The organism is Nonomuraea sp. NPDC050328, assembly GCF_044459405.1.
Taxonomy (GTDB): Bacteria; Actinomycetota; Actinomycetes; order Streptosporangiales; family Streptosporangiaceae; genus Nonomuraea.
Map to the genome: position 1 here is coordinate 91,495 of NZ_JBITIW010000001.1, position 16,865 is coordinate 108,359.

16 protein-coding genes are annotated in these 16,865 nt (G+C 70.4%); 5 read left to right on the plus strand and 11 right to left on the minus strand.

The genetic code is table 11. The features are described 5' to 3' along the window. Positions 1-42: 42 nt before the first annotated feature. The gene (locus tag ACIBG7_RS00415; RefSeq protein ID WP_397334701.1) at positions 43-1,284 is read right to left on the minus strand and encodes a flavin-dependent oxidoreductase; all 1,242 of its coding nucleotides are present in this window, start codon (positions 1,282-1,284) and stop codon (positions 43-45) included. A 305-nt stretch (positions 1,285-1,589) separates the two neighbouring features. On the opposite strand from ACIBG7_RS00415, the gene ACIBG7_RS00420 reads away from it, so the two are divergent. Genes ACIBG7_RS00420 through ACIBG7_RS00435 form a run of 4 tightly spaced genes read left to right on the plus strand, consistent with a single transcriptional unit; the run spans position 1,590 to position 4,781 of the window. Continuing rightward, the gene (locus tag ACIBG7_RS00420; RefSeq protein WP_357918080.1) at positions 1,590-2,363 is read left to right on the plus strand and encodes an ABC transporter ATP-binding protein; all 774 of its coding nucleotides are present in this window, start codon (positions 1,590-1,592) and stop codon (positions 2,361-2,363) included. Then, positions 2,360-3,313 carry an ABC transporter substrate-binding protein gene (locus tag ACIBG7_RS00425; protein WP_357918077.1) on the plus strand — a complete coding sequence of 318 codons (954 nt, stop codon included), beginning with the start codon at positions 2,360-2,362 and terminating at the stop codon, positions 3,311-3,313. Before ACIBG7_RS00420 ends, ACIBG7_RS00425 begins: the two co-directional genes overlap by 4 nt. Further along, positions 3,310-4,044, plus strand: coding sequence for an ABC transporter permease (locus ACIBG7_RS00430; protein WP_397334703.1), 735 nt, complete (start codon positions 3,310-3,312; stop codon positions 4,042-4,044). The genes ACIBG7_RS00425 and ACIBG7_RS00430 overlap by 4 nt, the downstream gene beginning before the upstream one ends. After that, complete coding sequence (locus tag ACIBG7_RS00435) at positions 4,026-4,781, plus strand: ABC transporter permease subunit (protein ID WP_357918072.1); 756 nt, start codon at positions 4,026-4,028, stop codon at positions 4,779-4,781. Before ACIBG7_RS00430 ends, ACIBG7_RS00435 begins: the two co-directional genes overlap by 19 nt. Positions 4,782-4,861: 80 nt before the next feature. Here ACIBG7_RS00435 and ACIBG7_RS00440 read toward each other — a convergent pair whose 3' ends face one another. The 6 genes from ACIBG7_RS00440 to ACIBG7_RS00465 form a co-directional block, all read right to left on the minus strand. After that, a complete protein-coding gene (locus ACIBG7_RS00440; protein WP_357918070.1) occupies positions 4,862-5,437 on the minus strand; it encodes an ATP/GTP-binding protein in 576 nt (191 codons plus the stop codon). Beyond that, the gene (locus tag ACIBG7_RS00445) at positions 5,418-5,813 is read right to left on the minus strand and encodes a DUF742 domain-containing protein (RefSeq protein ID WP_357918068.1); all 396 of its coding nucleotides are present in this window, start codon (positions 5,811-5,813) and stop codon (positions 5,418-5,420) included. The genes ACIBG7_RS00440 and ACIBG7_RS00445 overlap by 20 nt, the downstream gene beginning before the upstream one ends. Before the next feature lie 24 nt (positions 5,814-5,837). Beyond that, positions 5,838-6,260 (minus strand): roadblock/LC7 domain-containing protein, encoded by a 423-nt coding sequence (locus tag ACIBG7_RS00450; protein WP_397334705.1) that lies wholly within the window; start codon positions 6,258-6,260, stop codon positions 5,838-5,840. Positions 6,261-6,262: 2 nt separating this feature from the next. Continuing rightward, entirely contained in the window at positions 6,263-9,484 is a 3,222-nt protein-coding gene (locus ACIBG7_RS00455) for a nitrate- and nitrite sensing domain-containing protein (RefSeq protein WP_397334707.1), read from the minus strand. A 242-nt stretch (positions 9,485-9,726) separates the two neighbouring features. After that, entirely contained in the window at positions 9,727-11,124 is a 1,398-nt protein-coding gene (locus ACIBG7_RS00460) for an aminobutyraldehyde dehydrogenase (protein WP_357918063.1), read from the minus strand. Positions 11,125-11,128: 4 nt separating this feature from the next. Continuing rightward, positions 11,129-12,379 carry a nucleotide disphospho-sugar-binding domain-containing protein gene (locus ACIBG7_RS00465; protein WP_397334708.1) on the minus strand — a complete coding sequence of 417 codons (1,251 nt, stop codon included), beginning with the start codon at positions 12,377-12,379 and terminating at the stop codon, positions 11,129-11,131. 98 nt (positions 12,380-12,477) lie between these two features. On the opposite strand from ACIBG7_RS00465, the gene ACIBG7_RS00470 reads away from it, so the two are divergent. Further along, positions 12,478-13,083 (plus strand): TetR family transcriptional regulator, encoded by a 606-nt coding sequence (locus ACIBG7_RS00470; RefSeq protein WP_357918058.1) that lies wholly within the window; start codon positions 12,478-12,480, stop codon positions 13,081-13,083. Here the strand turns inward: ACIBG7_RS00470 and ACIBG7_RS00475 are convergent. The 4 genes from ACIBG7_RS00475 to ACIBG7_RS00490 are packed head-to-tail and all read right to left on the minus strand — an operon-like array spanning position 13,073 to position 16,715. Further along, positions 13,073-14,023, minus strand: a complete 951-nt coding sequence (locus ACIBG7_RS00475; RefSeq protein ID WP_357918055.1) for an ABC transporter ATP-binding protein — start codon at positions 14,021-14,023, stop codon at positions 13,073-13,075. The genes ACIBG7_RS00470 and ACIBG7_RS00475 overlap by 11 nt on opposite strands. Then, complete coding sequence (locus ACIBG7_RS00480) at positions 14,010-14,783, minus strand: ABC transporter permease (RefSeq protein ID WP_357918053.1); 774 nt, start codon at positions 14,781-14,783, stop codon at positions 14,010-14,012. The genes ACIBG7_RS00475 and ACIBG7_RS00480 overlap by 14 nt, the downstream gene beginning before the upstream one ends. Then, positions 14,776-15,600, minus strand: a complete 825-nt coding sequence (locus tag ACIBG7_RS00485) for an ABC transporter permease (protein WP_357918050.1) — start codon at positions 15,598-15,600, stop codon at positions 14,776-14,778. Before ACIBG7_RS00485 ends, ACIBG7_RS00480 begins: the two co-directional genes overlap by 8 nt. After that, positions 15,597-16,715, minus strand: coding sequence for a spermidine/putrescine ABC transporter substrate-binding protein (locus ACIBG7_RS00490; protein ID WP_357918047.1), 1,119 nt, complete (start codon positions 16,713-16,715; stop codon positions 15,597-15,599). Before ACIBG7_RS00490 ends, ACIBG7_RS00485 begins: the two co-directional genes overlap by 4 nt. Positions 16,716-16,865: the final 150 nt, after the last annotated feature.

The window sequence follows — 16,865 nt, forward strand, 5'->3', positions numbered from 1 at the left end:
GAATCGAGCCCGCTCCCGAGCGGGCCCGGCCCCCGGTGAGGGTCAGGCCACGCTCCACGAGGCCCGGCGGTTGAGCTCCTCGACATCCATGTCGGTGAGCCTCCGCTGGGCCTCCGCCGTCTCGGCCAGTTCCGCGGCGGTCAGCACGTCGGCGATGTCGCCGAACCCCTGCGGCGCGCGCTCGGCGACCAGCCGCAAGGTGCTCTCCATCGGCAGTTCGCGGTGCGCGCGGACCAGCGCGTTGGTCGCCTCGCGGCGCTCCAGCTCGTAGGCGGCCAGCCCGTCCTCCGGGCGGCCGGCGGTGGCCAGGCAGCGAGCCAGCACCCGCGCGTCGAGCACCGCCTGCGAGCCGCCGTTGGACCCGATCGGGTAGACCGGGTGCGCGGCGTCGCCCAGCAGCGTGACCCGCCCGCTCCCCCAGCCGTCCAGCGGGTCGCGGTCGACCATCGGGTAGGCCAGGATGCGCTCGGTCGCGGCGATGACGCCCGGGATGTCGAGCAGGGCGTGCTTCCAGTCGGCGAAGTGCGTGAGCACCTCCTCCAGGCGGCCCTGGCCGGTCCAGTCGGCCAGCTCCACCACGCCAGGCTCGGCCACCTTGACCTCGGCCACCCAGTTGATCAGCGCCCGGCCGCGCTCGCGGGCCCGCGCCGAGACCGGGTAGGCCACGAACTTGGCGACCGCGTTGGAGCCGGCGACCAGCACGGTCGCGTCGTCCATGAACGGCTCGCCCTCGGCCACGCCGCGCCACATCTGCACGCCGCACCACTGCAGGTGGTCGCCGTGCGGGTGGAGCCGGGCGCGCACCGCGGAGTGGATGCCGTCGGCGCCGACGAGCACGTCGGCGCGCTCCTCGCCGGTGGACAGCCGCGCGGTGACGCCGTCCTCGTCCTGGACGAAGTCCTCGAACGTGGTGCCGGTGACGACCGCGTCGGCGCCGAGCCGCTCGCGCACCGCCTCCAGCAGGAGCATCTGGAGCTCGCCGCGGTGGATGGAGTACTGCGGCCAGCGGTAGCCGGCCGACAGGCCGCGCGGCAACGCGATGATCACCCCGCCGAAGCGGTCGGTGAAGGTCATGAAGCTGGTCCGCACGCCGGTGCGCTCCAGCGCGTCGCCCAGGCCGAGCTCGGTCAGCTCCCGCACCGCGTGCGGCTGCAGGTTGATGCCGACGCCCAGGGGCTTGAGCTGGGCGGCCGACTCCACGATCCGGCAGTCGATGCCCGCCGCGTGGAGGCTGAGCGCGGTGGTGAGCCCGCCGATCCCGCCACCGATGATCAAAGCCCGCACGAGTGCTCCTTCCCCGCCGTAACCACCAAATGATCATAGTCGTCCGAACCCCGGCAAATAGCGCCGAGGCCGCAAATGTCAGCCTTCATGCGCACCGCGCGGGGAGCCGCGCCGATCATCTCAGAAGGCTCCGCGGGGAAGCCGGGCTTCAGGCACACCCGCTTCTCTTAAAGCCATAAAACCGGAGAAATAGACATAAACGCCGCTTAATGGTCAATTATCTTGACTCGATGAGTGACCGGCCAAGACGCACTCGGATAGAGTCCCGATGTTCCGCCGCTCCTCCCCCCGCAAGGATCCCGGTTTTGCTCGAGATATCGAACCTCACGCACACCTACGGCAGCGGCCCCACCGCGCACCACGCGATCGACGGCCTGTCGCTCCACGTCGCCGAGGGCGAACTGCTGTCCATCGTCGGCCCGTCGGGCTGCGGGAAGTCCACCCTCCTGCGCTCCATCGCCGGCCTCATCACCCCGACCGGCGGTGAGATCCGCGTGAGCGGGGAGCTCGTCCGCCAGACCCCCGACAACCTGGCCGTGGTCTTCCAGGACTACAGCCGCTCGCTCTTCCCCTGGATGTCGGTCGCCGACAACGTCGCGCTCCCGCTGCGCCGGCGCGGCCTGGACAAGGCCAAGCGCAAGGAGGCCGCCCAGGAGGCGCTGGAGTCGGTGGGCCTGTCCGGGGCGGGCAAGAAGTACCCGTTCCAGTTGTCCGGCGGCATGCAGCAGCGCGTGGCCATCGCCCGCGCCCTGGCCTACCGTCCGTCGCTGATGCTCATGGACGAGCCCTTCGGCTCGGTGGACGCCCAGACCCGCGAGGATCTGGAGGACCTGGTCCTGCAGGTGCGCGGGCACCACCGGATGACGATCGTGCTGATCACCCACGACATCGACGAGAGCGTCTACGTCGGCGACCGCGTCGTCATCCTGTCCAAGGCTCCCGCGCACGTGGTCGGCGACCTCAAGGTCGACCTGCCCGGACCTCGTGACCAGATCAGCACCCGCGAGCACCCCGACTTCGTCCACCTGCGCGCGGAGGTGGGCCGGCTGGTGCGCGGCGTCGAAAGGACCCCCGCATGAGACGTCTGGCCGCCGTAGCCGCCTTAGCCCTCGCCCTCGCCGCCTGTGGCGGCGGGGGCGACTCGGGTTCGACCGGCGGGCTGGAGAAGACCACCCTGACCGTCGGCGTGGTGCCGGTCCCCTCCTCGGCCTCGCTCTTCATCGCCGAGAAGAAGGGCTTCTTCAAGGAGGAGGGCCTGACCGTCAAGACGGAGATCATCCAGGCTCCGCAGGCGGTCCTGCCGAAGATCCTCAACGGCAGCATGGACGCCTTCCTGACCAGCTACGTCTCCCTGCTGGCCATCCACGAGAAGGGCACGGCCAAGCTCAAGCTCTTCCAGCACGTCCAGGCGGGCGCGCCGGGCATCGCCAGCGTGGTCGTGCCCGCGGACTCCCCGGTCAAGGCGGTCGCCGACCTGAAGGGCAAGACCGTCGCGGTCAACGTGCTCCAGGCGCTCGGCCAGACGGTCACCAACGCCCATCTGCAGCAGGCCGGGCTCACCCCGGCCGACGTGAAGTTCACCGCCGTCCCCTTCGACCAGCAGCTCCCCGCGCTGGCGAGCAAGAGCGTCGACGCCGCGTGGCTGGTCGAGCCGTTCCTGTCGGCGGCCAAGGCGCAGGGCGCGGTCGAGCTCATCGACACCACCAGCGGGCCGACCGCGGGCATCCCGATCGACGCCTGGGGTGTGTCGGAGAAGTGGCTGAGCGACAACCCCAAGACCGCCGCCGCCTTCCACCGCGCGCTCGCCAAGGCCCAGAAGCTGGCGAGCGACGACCGGGCGGCGATCAACGAGGTCATCCCGACCTACACCAAGATCCCGGCGGACGTGGCGGCCAAGATGAAGCTCGGGACCTTCTCGATGGAGGTCGACAAGGCCGCCTTCCAGAAGCTGGCCGACCTGCTGCAGGGCTACGGCTACATCGGCAGGAAGGTGGACGTGGCGGAGCTCGTCCCCGCCAAGATCGGATGATCAGGAAGGTCGCGCTGGGTGCGGCGGGCGTGGCGGCGGTCCTGCTCGCCGCCGAGCTCTTCGGACCGTCCTTCCTGCCGCGGGCCTCGGCCGTCCTGGCGGCGGCGGCCGGGCTGGCGGTCGATCCGGCCTTCCTGGCGCACGCCGGCGCCACCCTGCTGGCGTGCGGAGCCGGCCTGGCCATCGCGATCATGCTGGCCGTACCTCTGGGGTTGCTGCTGGGGAGCGTGCCGCTGATCGAGCGGTCGGTGCGGCCGCTGGTGGAGTTCCTGCGGCCGATCCCGTCGCTGGCGCTGATCCCGCTGGCCATGTTCGTCTGGACCGACAGCCACGACGCCAAGACGGCGCTGATCGTCTACACCTGCTCGTGGCCGCTGCTCATCAACACCATGTACGGCCTGGGCGACGTGGACCCGCTGGCCAAGGAGACGTTGCGCGCCTTCGGCTTCGGGCCGCTGGCGGTGCTGGCGCGGGTGTCGTTGCCGAGCACCGCGCCCTTCATCGCCACCGCGGTCCGCATCGCCGCCTCGGTCACGCTCATCGTCGCGGTCAGCGTCGAACTGCTGGCCGGCGGCGGCGGGATCGGCGTCTTCCTGCTGGAGGCGGGCACCGCCAACCGGCCCGACCTGGTCTTCGCCGGGACGCTCTGGGCCGGTGCGCTCGGGCTGGCGGCCAACCTGCTGTTCACCCTGGCCGAGCGGAGGCTGTTCCGGTGGCACTTCACACGCTGATCCGGCTGGCGCTGGTGGTCGTGGCGCTGGCCGCGTGGGAGGCGGGCTCGCGGCTGGCCGAGGCGGTCTACTTCCCGCCGCCCTCGGTGATCGCGGCCAAGACCGTGACGCTGTGGGTGAGCCCGGAAGGCGCCGCCGACGTGCTGCCCAGCCTCGCCCGGCTGGGCGCCGGCTGGGCGGTGGCCGCCGCGGCCGGGGTGGCGCTCGGCCTGGCGATCGGCCGGTCGCGGACGCTGGCCGACCTGACCGGGCCGCTGGTGCACTTCGGGCGCTCGGTGCCGCCCGCCGCGCTGCTGCCGCTCTTCCTGCTCTTCTTCCCGATCGGGTCGCCGGTGCAGATCGCGGCCATCGTGTACGGCGTGCTGTGGCCGGTGCTGATCAACACGGCGGACGGAGCCCGGTTCGTGGACCGGCAGTACCTGGAGACCGCCCGCGTCTTCCGGATGGGCCGGGCTCAGCAGCTCTGGCGGATCATCCTGCCGGCGGCGGCGCCCAAGATCTTCGCCGGGCTGCGGCTGAGCGTCTCGCTGGCGCTGATCATGATGGTCATCTCCGAGCTCTACGCCAGCACGGAGGGGATCGGCCACCGGATGCGGGAGGCGGAAGGCATCGACATCCCGGCCCTGTGGGCGGCGATCGTGTTGCTCGGGCTGCTCGGCATCGTGCTGAACAGCGGCTTCCTGCTCGTCGAGGCCCGGCTGCTGGCCTGGCACCGGGGCGCGCACGCGGAGCGTTGACGTTGCCGGGAGCGGCGCCGGCCAGGGGGCGCTGTCGGTCCGGGCGGCGAGCCTGAGGGTCGCCGCCCGGTCCGGAAGGACTAGGCCGGGGTGGCCATGTGCCGGGTGAGCGCGTGCTCCACCAGCGTGATCAGCGTCTGCTTGACCGACTCGCGGGCCCGCGCGTCGAGCGAGACGATCGGCACGTACGGCGGCAGCGACAGCGCCTCGCGCACCTCCTCGGCCTGGTGCGGGAAGCTCCCGTCCCAGCCGTTGATGCCGATCACGAAGGGCAGCTGCGCCTCTTCGAAGTAGTCGATCGCCGGGAAGCTGTCGGCCAGCCGCCGGGTGTCGACGAGCACCACCGCGCCGATGGCGCCGCGCACCAGGTCGTCCCACATGAACCAGAACCGGTGCTGCCCGGGCGTGCCGAACAGGTAGAGGATCAGGTCCTGGTCGAGGGAGACCCGGCCGAAGTCCATCGCCACGGTGGTGGTGGTCTTGGTCGGCGTGAGCGACAGGTCGTCCACCCCCGCCGAGGCGTCGGTCATGACGGCTTCCGTGGTCAGCGGCAGGATCTCCGAAACCGCACCCACGAATGTCGTCTTGCCGACACCGAAGCCGCCTGCCACGACGATCTTCGTCGAGGAGAGGCCTCTAGAGCCTGCGAAGTCCACTGAGCACCCTTTCGAGCAGGTTGAGGTCCGGCTTACCCGACTCCAGCGCAGGCTGGTGGACGCGGATGAGCCCCTCCGCCGCCATGTCGGCGATCAGCACTCGGACGACCCCGAGCGGCTGTCGTAAAAGAGCGGAGATCTCGGCGATCGAGCGTACCTGGCGAGCCAGGTTGATGATCGTTTGATACTCCGGACTGATAAGTGAAATGTCTTGGTGCGCGGCTGTCAATTCCGCGGGGACCGATACCAACGCCTCCATAGCGAACTTGATCCGCGGCGCGGTCCGCCCTCCGGTCACGGCATACGGCCGGACCAGAGAGTTGGCCTTGCGTGGCTTGTTCGGCGAGGTATCACCCGTCCAACCCTGCTCTGACACAAACCTCTCCCGTCGCAACCGCCCTTAGCGGGGGCGGGCCGCCTGCAGCTCGGCCCGCACGGCGGGGGTGAGCACCTGGCCCGCCCGCTCGACGAGCAGGGTCATCTGGTAGGCCACCAAGCCCATGTCGCAGTCGGCCGAGGCCAGCACGGCCAGGCTCGACCCGTCGCTGATGGACATGATCATCAGCAGTCCGCGCTGCATCTCGATGACGGTCTGGCTGACCGCGCCGCCCTCGAACACCCGGGCCGCGCCCGCGGTGAGGCTGACCACACCGGAGGCCACCGCGGCGAGCTGGTCGGCCCGGTCCTTGGGGAAGCCCTCGGAGAAAGCCAGCGGCAACCCGTCGGCGGAGACCACCACGGTGTGCGCCACCCCGGGCACGTTGTTCACGAAGTCAGTGATCAACCAGCTGACGCCGCGCGCGCCCTGACTCAGTTCTCTCATGCTCATTCCTCTCCGATTTCTTCACGGCCCTGCCGTACGCCTTGCTGGAAGCTCGACAGCCGGCTGCGGAGCCGGTCCGGGGAGACCGGTTCCGCCGGCTCGCCGAACAACGACCCCGAGCTCTGCACCGAGCCCGACACCAGGTTCGCCTTGGGCACCCGGCGCGGCAGGCCGGTGCTGGTGGTTCCGCCGGTGCTGGGCTCGGACGGGCCGCCGCGCAGCAGCGAGTTGCCCGAGGACGGCTGCCGCTGCGGCAGGCCGCCCTGACCGCTCTGGCTCTGGCTCTGGCTCTGGCTCTGGCCGAAGTGGCCCTGGCCGCTCTGGCCCTGGCTCTGGTCGCCGTAGCCGAACGGGTCGGCGTCGCCGAAGCCGCCGCCCGCGGGCTGGCGGCGGGGCAGGCCGCCACCCTGGCCCGCGTCGCCGAACATGGAGCCACCGGCCGCCGAGCCACCGCCGGCGAAGGCGCCGGAGGCGGGCTCGCCGTACGCGGACTCCCCGAAGGGCGAGCGCTGCGGCAGGGAGCTGTCGACCGGCGGCTCGGTGGCGCCCGGACGGCGCTGCGGAAGACCGCCGTCACCGGCCGGGGCGCCGAAGTCACCGGCGGAAGCGCCGAGGGAACCGAAGTCGCCGGTGGAGCCGAAGGAGTCGGCGCCGCGCTGCGGCAGTCCGGGACCGTCCTGCCGCTGCTCGGCGCGCTGCTCGGCCGGGCGGGTCAGGATCTCGGGCTTGGTGAACCAGTCGGAGGTGCTGACCGCCGAGAAGATCGGCAGGTGCGCCTCCTCGCCCCGGTCGTCCAGCACCGACTCCCGGATCACCGGGAGCGGGCCGGTGCCGTCGGCCTCCGCGAACGACTCAGCGAACGACTCCGCGTACGGCTCGCGCCCCGCCTGATCGGCATAGGGCTCGGCGTACGGCTCGCGCGCGGTCTCGGCGAACGACGGCCACGACGCGGCGGGCTCGTCGGCCAGCCGGCTGGGCCGCTCGCGCTGGAAGTCGGGCTGCTCGTAGACCTCCTGCGGCTCCTCGGCCGCCGACGGCCAGGAGTCGCCGCCCCCGGGCGGGGGCAGGTGCGTCGGCCACGGCGTGTCCATGACGCCGAGCCCGGCGCTGCCGGAGCCGGCCGAGCGGTCGTCGCCGAAGGCGCCGCGGTCGCCGAACATGGGGCCGTCGAAGCCGGTCGCCGGGGCCTGCTGCTCGTAGCGCGCGCTGTCGAAGCCCGCGGGGGGCTGCTCGCCGTACGGCACGAGGGCCTGGGGCTGGCCGTACGGGTTGGGCCCGGCGGGCGTGGCGCCCCCGGTGGAACCCTGGCCGGCCCCGGCGTAGGCCGGGATCTGCTGGGTCGGCGCGGAGGCCGGGACGATGAGGACGGCGGGCAGCAGCACCATGGCGGTGAGGCCGGGGCCGCCCTCGCGCGGGCGGAGCTGGACCTGGATGCCGTGGCGCAGGGCCAGCCGGCCGACCACGAACAGGCCCATGCGGCGCGCGACCGCGACGTCCACGATCGGCGGGTTGGTCAGCCGCCAGTTGGCCTCGCCCATCTCCTCGGCCGACATGCCGATGCCGAGGTCGGTCACCGACAGCAGCACGCCGCCGCCGGCGACGGGGGCGCTGGTCACGACGACCTTGGTCTCGCGCGGGGAGAAGGAGATGGCGTTCTCGATCAGCTCGGCGAGCAGGTGGACGGTGTCGGTGACGGCCGGGCCGACGATCTCCAGGTCCGAGGGGATCTGGATGGCGACGCGCTCGTAGTTCTCGACCTCCGACAGCGAGGCGCGGGCCACGTCCACGAGCGGGACGGGCTCGCTCCACTTGCGGGCGGTCTCCTGGCCGGCGAGGACCAGGAGGTTCTCGGAGTTGCGCCGCATGCGGGTGGCCATGTGGTCGAGGCGGAACAGGCTGGACAGCCGGCTCTCGTCCTCCTCGCCGTGCTCCAGCTCCTCGATGAGGTCGAGCTGGCGCTCGACGAGGGTCTGGCTGCGGCGGGCCAGGTTGACGAACATCGAGTTGACGTTCGCACGCAGCTTGGCCTCGTCACCGGCCAGCCGGATCGCCTCGCGGTGGACCTCGTCGAAGGCCCGGGCGACTTCACCGATCTCGTCGCGGGTGGTGACACCAACCGAGGCGACCTGGGGCAGCGTGCTCTCCCCCGACTCGCGCAGAGCGCGGACGGTTTCGGGCAGGCGGAATCCGGCGATCTCCAGCGCCTCGGCTCGCAGCCGGCGCAGCGGGCGGACGAGCGAGCCGGCCACCCAGGTGGTGATCACGAGGACCAGGATGAGCAGGACGAGGATGACCGCGCCGGAGATGATCGCGTTGCGCTGCTCGGCGTCCTGGAGCTCCTGGCTGCGGCTGACCAGCTTGGCGGCCAGCGCGTCCTCGACCTTGCGGGTCAGGTCGACGGTGACGCCGGTGGAGGCGTACCAGACGTTCAGGTCGCGCCGGGTGCTGATGTCCAGGTCGCGGATGGTGCGGTACTCGCGGAGCTGGGCCAGGGCGCGCTGCCGCATGGCGTCGGCGCGGTCGACCGTCTGCCCGCGCACGGTCTTGCGGTAGAGCAGGGCCTCGGCGGGCGCGGCCTCGGCGGTGAACCGGTCGAGCTCGGCCTGCTGGCGGTCCCAGGAGCCGAGGAAGTCCGACAGGTCGTCGTAGTCGAGGCGGTTCTCGGCCAGCGCGACGGTGAGGATGACCTGCTGGCGCGCGACCTCCTCCTTGGCGCGGTGCAGCGCGGCGAAGGCGCTGCCGTCCGCGACGAGGCGGTCGTCGCCCACGGTCACCATCTCGCCCTGCAGGGCGCGCAGGACCTCGATCAGGCTGGTGTAGGTCCGGATGGCCGCGCGGGGCGGCGCGCTCTCGCCCACGATGGAGTCACGGAGCGCGGGCAGGCCGTTCAGCCAGCGGCGCATCTCCTCCACCGCGTGCCGCACACGCGGCTGGTGGCCGCCGTCGATCACCTCGGTGGCCTTGAGCACCTGGCCGCGGAGCGTGTCGACCTTGACGCGCTGTTCCTTCAGCCGGGTCAGGTGGCCGGTGGGCCGCTTGTCGGCGACGAACCACGCGGTGAGCGTGCGTTCCTTGCCGAGCTCGTGGGAGAGCCCGCCCAGCCGTCGCACCAGCTCGGCGACCTGCGTCAGGCGCCGGTACTCCGAGCTGGTCGAGATGGCGTCGGTGAGCTGGATGGCGGCGAGGAGCACGCCGACGACGGTGGGAATGAGGATCAGCGCCACGAGCCTGGACCGTACGCGCAGGTTCCCGAGCTGGAACCGTCCGCCGGTCTGCTCCCCCGACGTGGCGTGCCTGGGGATTTCCTTCCTCACTGTGTTTCGCAACCTCTCGCCGTCCGACGTGCTCTGGAAAATCCGAGACGCGTTGGGCGCATAAGAAATCTTGGATGGGGGTAATTGGAACACAACCCCTACCAGATCGGCGAACCGACCATTTCTTGACAAATGCGCCCAAACCGCGCGTTTTAGGCTGGCCGGAAGGAGTCCCGCTCCGCCGGTGCCGCATGCTTGATCATCAGGTGCCTGGTCACCGAGTACTCCTGGACCGCTTCCTGGCTCATGTCCTTGCCGAAGCCGCTGCCCTTGACGCCGCCGTGCGGGGCCTCGCTGGCGATGGGCAGGTGGTCGTTGATCCAGGTCACGCCCACGTCGAGGCGGTGCGAGACGCGCATGGCCCGGGCCACGTCGCGCGACCACACCGAGGAGGCCAGGCCGTACCGCGTGTCGTTGGCCAGCCGGATCGCCTCCTCCTCGCCGTCGAAGGGCAGGACGGCCAGCACCGGGCCGAAGATCTCGCCCTGGACGATCTCGCTACCCTGCTCCACGCCCGTGACCAGGGTCGGAGGGTAGTAGAACCCGGGCCCGTCGAGGGGCCGGCCGCCGTGGGCCACGGTCCCGCCCGAACGCGTCACGAAACCGTGCACGCGCTCGCGGTGCTGGGCGGAAATCAGCGGTCCGATGTCCGTGGAGGGGTCCCACGGATCGCCGACAGTGATTTTGGCAACAGTCGCCTCGATGGCCGCGACGGCGTCGCCGTACACGCGGCGGTCGACGTACACCCGCGTGGCGGCGGTGCAGTCCTGGCCGGTGTTGTAGGTGGCGCCCATGGCCACGCCGCGGGCCATCTCGGCCAGGTCGGCGTCCTCGAAGACGAGCGCCGGGGCCTTGCCGCCCAGCTCCAGGTGGACCCGCTTGAGCGTCTGGGCCGCGCCGCTCATCACGGCGCGGCCGGTCTCGGTCGAGCCGGTGACGCTGACCATGTCCACGCCGGGGTCGGTGACCAGGGCCTGGCCGACCTCCGCGCCGCCCAGGACGACCTGGAGCAGGTGCTCGGGCGCGCCGGCGCGGGCGACCAGCTCGGCCAGGCGCAGGGTGCTGCGCGGCGTCATGGGAGCGGGCTTGATCACCACGGCGTTGCCCGCGGCGAGCGCGGGCGCGACCTTCCAGACCGCCATGATGAAGGGGAAGTTCCACGGGCTGATCGACCCGACGACCCCGACCGGCCTGCGCAGCATGACCGAGGTGTAGCCCTGGGAGAAGACCCCCGCGCCCGAGCCGTCCAGCGAGCGGGCCGCACCGGCGAAGAAGCGGAGGTTGTCCACCGCGAAGGGCAGCTCGCCGTCACGGAAGACGGCGGCCGGCTTGCCAGTCTCCTCGACCTCCAGGCGGGTCAGCTCCTCGGCGTCGGCCTCCACGAGGTCGGCCAGGCGCAGCAGGACGCGGGAGCGCTCACCCGGGGTGAGCTCGGACCAGGTGGCGAAGGCCGTCCTGGCCCGCTGGACGGCCTTGGCCACCGCCTCCACCGAGGTGTCGGGCACCTCGTCGAAGGGCTGGCCGGTCGCCGGGTTGATCAGTTGACGCATGTTCCTATCCGAGCTGTTCGATGAGGTCGGCGGCCTTGCGCAGGCCGTCACGGCGGCGGATCTCCTCGCCGATCGCCGCCAGGCGACCACGGAGCTCCGTGTCGCCGATCAGGCGCTCGACGGCTCCGGTGAGCTCGTCGTCGGCGAAGGCGTAGGTGGACAGCCGCACGCCGAAGCCCAGCTCGTCCACGCGCTGGGCGTTGTCGTACTGGTCCCAGAAGAGCGGCAGCAGGATCATCGGCTTGCCGAAGTGCATCGCCTCGGTGGTGGTGTTGTTGCCACCGTGGGTGATGACCAGGTCGGCCAGCGGGATGATCTTCGTCTGCGGCACGAACTCGGCGCCCCACATGTTGGCGGCGAGCTTGATCTCGGCGTGCAGCGGGCCCATCGAGACGATGTACTGGTGCCGCGTGGTGCCGAGGATGTCGATCACCCGCTGCATCAGCTCCACGTCGGAGGAGCCGAGCGAGCCGAGCGAGAAGTAGACGAGCGCGGCGTCCTCGCGGCGCTCGAAGGGCAGCTCGAAGGCCTCGTCGGTCTCGCGCACCGAGGAGTCGAGCCGGTGCCAGGACTCGTCCAGCGGCCGGTCGGCGACGTAGTCGAGGGCCTCGGGGTAGACGTAGAGGTTGAGCGCGCCCTGGTGGATGAAGTCCAGGTCGGGCAGCGGCTCGGTGCCCTGCTCGACGCACCACTCGTTGAAGGCGGTCCAGATCTCGCGGTGGGTCCGCTCGTACTCGGCGCGGAAGCCGTCCCACTCGCCGCGGTCGGCGGCCGGCAGGCCGGAGAAGACCGGGGCGACGTTCTCGCCGCGCATCTCCAGCGGGTTGCAGGAGACGATGCGGACGAACGGCTTGCCCGCGGTGAGCAGCGCCGGGAAGGTGATGACGTTGTCCTCGACGATGACGTCCGGCTGCACACGGGCGATGATCTCGCGAAGCTGCGGCTCGCAGTACTTGGCGCCGTCGATCAGCGAGTCCCAGATCGGCTTGGTGACCGTGGAGAGCTGCTCCAGCGTGCTCTTGCGGTACTCGGGCGCGGTGTCGCGGATGAAGTCCTTCCAGAACTGGCCCGGGTCCTGCTCCTCGGCGTCCTCGGCCGGGGGCGCGAGGTCGACCAGGTCCTCCTCGAAGCCGAGCGCCTCCAGCTTGCCCTTCCAGGAGGCCTCCGCGGCGAAGACCACGCGGTGGCCGCGCTGCCGCAGGATGTCGCCGATGCCGATGCAGTTGTTGGTCGGCCCGTAGGCACTTTCCGGCATGAACAGGATGGTGAGTGACATTTCTAGCTCCGGGGGGACATATGGGTCGAATGTCTATTACTAGCGAGCAAGGTCAACTTCAGGGCACTATTGCACCCGTGACTCAGCGCAAGAGCCGCACCGACCGGCGCATCGACCTGATCGAGGCCGCCCGCCGGGCCATCGTCCGCCACGGGCTCGACCGGGTGCAGCTCGCGCACGTCGCCGAGGAGGCCGGGCTCAGCTCCGGGGCCGTGCTCTACCACTACCCCGAGCTGTCCGAGCTGCTGATCGACGCCCAGCAGGCCGGCGTCGAACGCTTCTACGAGCAGCGGATGGAGCGGGTGGGCAGCATCGGCGACCCGGTCGAGAAGCTGGTCACCACCATCCGCGCCGGGCTGCCCACCGGGCCGGAGGACCCGGACGTGCGGCTGCTCAACGAGGCCGGCGGCGCCGCCGGGCGCAACCGCGTCTACGGCGTGCTCCTGACCGCCCTGTACGACCGCCAGGTGGCGATGTACCAGTCGATCCTGGACACCGGGGCGGCGCTGGGCGTCTTCCGGCTGGCCGCCGACTCGCTGTCCATCGCGCGCAACCTGGTGGCTCTGGAGGACGCCTACGGCTACCGGATCACCGCCCGGCACCCGGCGATCGACACCGACCGGGCGGCCGAGCTGATCATGACGTATGCCCGTACCGCGACGGGCTGCGAACTCACTCACTGATCGGCACCGCGTCGCCGGGGTCCCAGCCGAGGGCCACGGCCTCGCCCTGCCGTACCGTGCTGGCCCCCTGGACCGCCACGAGCACCGGCTTGGCGCGCCCGGCCACCGTCACCGAGATGTGCGAGGTGCCGCCGTAGAAGCTCACGTCGGCGACGCTGCCCTCCAGCTTCCCGCCGTCCAGCCTGATCTTCTCCGGCCGTACGGCCAGCAGCTCCGGCCCGTCCTCGAAGATGTTGTTGGCCCCGACGAAGTCGGCCACGAACCGGGTCTTGGGCCGCTCGTACAGGGCCACCGGCGCGTCCACCTGGCAGACGCTGCCCTTGGAGAAGACGGCGATGCGGTCGGCCAGCGACATGGCCTCCTCCTGGTCGTGCGTGACGACCACGAAGGTGATGCCGACCTCGTTCTGCAGCCGCTTCAGCTCCAGCTGCATGTCGGCCCTGACCTTCTTGTCCAGGGCGGACAGCGGCTCGTCCAGCAGCAGCAGCCGGGGCCGCTTGACGATGGCGCGGGCGAGGGCGACGCGCTGGCGCTGGCCGCCGGAGAGCTGCTGCGGCTTGCGCTCGCCCAGCTCGCCGAGGCCGACGGTCTCCAGCACCTCGCCGACGCGGCGGCGGATCTCCTGGCGGCCGAGCTTCTCCTGCTCCAGGCCGTAGGCGATGTTCTTGGCCACGCTCATGTGCGGGAACAGCGCGTACGACTGGAACATCAGGTTGATCGGCCGCCGGTTGGGCGCCAGCTTCAGCAGGTCCTCGCCGTCGAGGGTGACGGCGCCGGAGTCGGGCGTCTCGAACCCGGCCAGGATGCGCAGCAGCGTGGTCTTGCCGCAGCCGCTCGGTCCGAGCAGCGCGAAGAACTCACCCTGGCCGATCTCCAGCGAGACCTCGTCCAGCGCGGTGACCTCACCGAAGCGGCGGCTGACGCGGTCAATCGTGAGCACGGCTCTCCCCTAGTTTCGTCAGGCGCTGACCGGCGATCACCGCAGTGAAGCTGACCAGCAGGAGCGCCGTGGCCAGGGCGTTGACCTCGGGCTTCACCCCGACCTTGAGCATGGAGTAGATGACGATGGGCAACGTTTGCTGGGTGTTGCCCGCGGTGAAGAAGGCGATCGCGAACTCGTCGATCGACAACGTGAAGGCCAGCAGCGCCCCGGCCACGATGCCCGGCGCGAGCTGCGGCAGGGTGATGCGGACGAAGGTGCGGAACGCCCCCGCGCCCAGGTCGCGGGAGGCCTCCTCCAGGGAGGCGTCGGCGTGCGAGAGCCGGGTCCTGACCACCGCGGTGACGAAGGCCATCGCGAAGACGCTGTGCGCGATGATCACCGACCACAGGCCCAGGGTGAACTGGACCAGCGAGTAGACCATCAGCAGCCCGATGGCGATCACCAGGTCGGGCAGGACCGCCGGCATCAGCGCGACGGCGTCGAGCAGCTTGGAGCGGGTGTACCGCGCCAGGCCCACCGCCAGCAGCGTGCCGAGCACGGTCGACAGCACCGTCGTGCCGGCCGCCACGATCAGCGTGTTGACCAGGCCCTCGGTCAGCCGGTCGTTGGCGGCCAGCTCGCCGTACCAGCGCAGGCTGAAGCCCTCGAAGACGTACGGCGAGCGCCCGGCGTTGAACGACATCCACACGACCACGAGGATCGGCAGGTACAGGAAGACGTAGGTGATCCAGAGCGGGACCAGGCGGAGCTTACCCACGACGCGCCACCTTGGCCTGGATCAGCAGCAGCACCAGCAGCACGGCGATCAGCGCCAGGGCCAGGGTGGAGCCGAAGGGGTAGTCGCGCTCCTTGAGGAAGGCGGTCTGCACCAGGTTGCCGACCATGAGCGACTTGCTGCCGCCGAGGATCTCCGGGACGGCGAAGTTGCCGAAGCTCGGCACGAAGACGAACATGCAGCCGGTCAGCACGCCGGGCAGCGTCAGCGGGAAGGTGACGCGCCGGAAGGTGGTGAAGGCGTTCGCGCCCAGGTTGCCGGAGGCCTCGCGAAGCTGCGGGTCGAGCCGCTCGATGGCGGTGTACAGCGGCAGCACCATCAGCGGCAGGTAGCAGTACAGCAGGCCGGTGACGATCGCTCCCTCGTGGTAGAGCAGCTCCAGCTCCGTGCCCAGCGCCGAGTTGATCAGGCCGGGCCCGCTCATCAGGATGATCAGCGCGTACATGCGGATGATGAAGCTGGTCAGGAAGGGCAGCACCACGGCCACCAGCGCGATCGTCCGCCACTTGTGCGGCAGCCGGGCGATGGCGTACGCGGTCGGGTAGCCGAGCAGCAGCGCCAGCAGCGTGGTGATCCCCGCGAGCTTGAGCGAGTCGACGACCACGCCCAGGTAGAGCGGGTCGAACAGGCGGGCGAAGTTCTCCGCCGTGTACTCGTAGACGATCCCGCCGAACCGCCCGCGCTTGAAGACGGTGAATCCGAAGATCAGCGCGAGCGGGATCAGGAGGAAGGCGAGCAGGTAGAGCAGCCCCGGCCCCAGAAAAGCCGAGGCCGCCCAGAACCGGGGCCTGCTTCTCATTGCTGCGCCGCGACCTCGGTCGACAGGCGGGTGTACTTGGTGGCGGCCTCGCCCAGGTCGATCAGCGACTCACCCATGAGCAGGTCGGCCGGGGTGATGCCGAGCAGCGAGCCCTCGGCGATCTTCACGCGGTCCATGGCGGCCTTGTTGGGCACCTTGTAGCCGATGTTCTCCGCGGCCCAGCTGTGGATCTCCGGGTCGAGGATGTAGTTGATCAGGGCGTGGGCGGCCTCCTTGTTCTTGGAGGACTTCATGATCACCATGGTGTCCACCCAGAGGTCGGAGCCCTCCTTCGGCACCACCCAGCCGATGTTCTTCTCGGTGGTCGGGCACCAGCCGTCCCACGCCTCGGCCATGACGGCCTCGCCGGACTTCAGCTTCTCGCCGAAGGTGGTGTCGTCGTAGCCGAGCAGGTTCGGCTTGGCCTTGAGCAGCAGCTCCTTGGCCTTGGCGATGTCCTCGTCCTTGTCGGTGTTGACCGACAGGCCGAGCGACTTCAGCGCGGGCAGGGCCAGCCAGCGCTCGGTGGTCATCATGGTGACCTTCTTGACCGCCTCGGCCGGCGGGTTGAGCAGGTCGTTCCAGCTCGACGGCGTGGTCTTGAGCAGGTCCTTGCGGTAGCAGATGCCCGTGGTGCCCCAGGTGTAGGGCACGGAGTACTTGTTGCCCTTGTCGTAGGAGAGCTGGGTGGCCTCGGGGTAGAGGTTGGCCAGGTTCGGGATCAGCTCGGCATGGATCGGCTCCAGCAGGCCCTGCGCGTTGAGCGCCTCGGCGTACTGGCCGGAGACGAAGGCCACGTCGATGCCGCTGTCACCGGGGACGGTGAGCTTGGCCATGGCCTTCTCGTTGGTCTCGTGCAGGCCGATGTCGATCTTGGAGATCTTCAGCTTCTCGGTGGCTCGCTGGGCGAGTTCCTTGGGGGTGTAGCCGTCCCAGACCGTCACGTTGATCGTCTGCTTGGACAGGTCCGCCTGGGGGTTGAGCTGCGCCGCCGTCGCCTGGGGGGCAGCGTCGGTGGTGGTCGACGACTCACCACCACAGGCCGCCACTGCCAGGGCGAGCCCGGTGACCGCCAGCGCGGCCGGGAGACGACGGGTGAATCGGGTACGGAACACGACCGATACTCCTTGATGCAAGCCGATACGCATAGGTCCTGACATGGCAGACCAAGGTAGGACTTTTGCAGAAGTTTTAAACTTGAGCAACACTAACGATCGATGCCCAGCCTGGAAGTTTGGTCTGTTCTTGAACTTCGCTTCAGTTTG

Bases quoted from the DNA above. Each gene is read 5' to 3' on its own strand.
- ACIBG7_RS00425 (WP_357918077.1), top strand. From the start codon at position 2,360: ATGAGACGTCTGGCCGCCGTAGCCGCCTTAGCCCTCGCCCTCGCCGCC.
- ACIBG7_RS00430 (WP_397334703.1), top strand. From the start codon at position 3,310: ATGATCAGGAAGGTCGCGCTGGGTGCGGCGGGCGTGGCGGCGGTCCTG.
- ACIBG7_RS00450 (WP_397334705.1), bottom strand. From the start codon at position 6,260: ATGAGAGAACTGAGTCAGGGCGCGCGCGGCGTCAGCTGGTTGATCACT.
- ACIBG7_RS00460 (WP_357918063.1), bottom strand. From the start codon at position 11,124: ATGCGTCAACTGATCAACCCGGCGACCGGCCAGCCCTTCGACGAGGTG.
- ACIBG7_RS00465 (WP_397334708.1), bottom strand. From the start codon at position 12,379: ATGCCGGAAAGTGCCTACGGGCCGACCAACAACTGCATCGGCATCGGC.
- ACIBG7_RS00485 (WP_357918050.1), bottom strand. From the start codon at position 15,600: ATGAGAAGCAGGCCCCGGTTCTGGGCGGCCTCGGCTTTTCTGGGGCCG.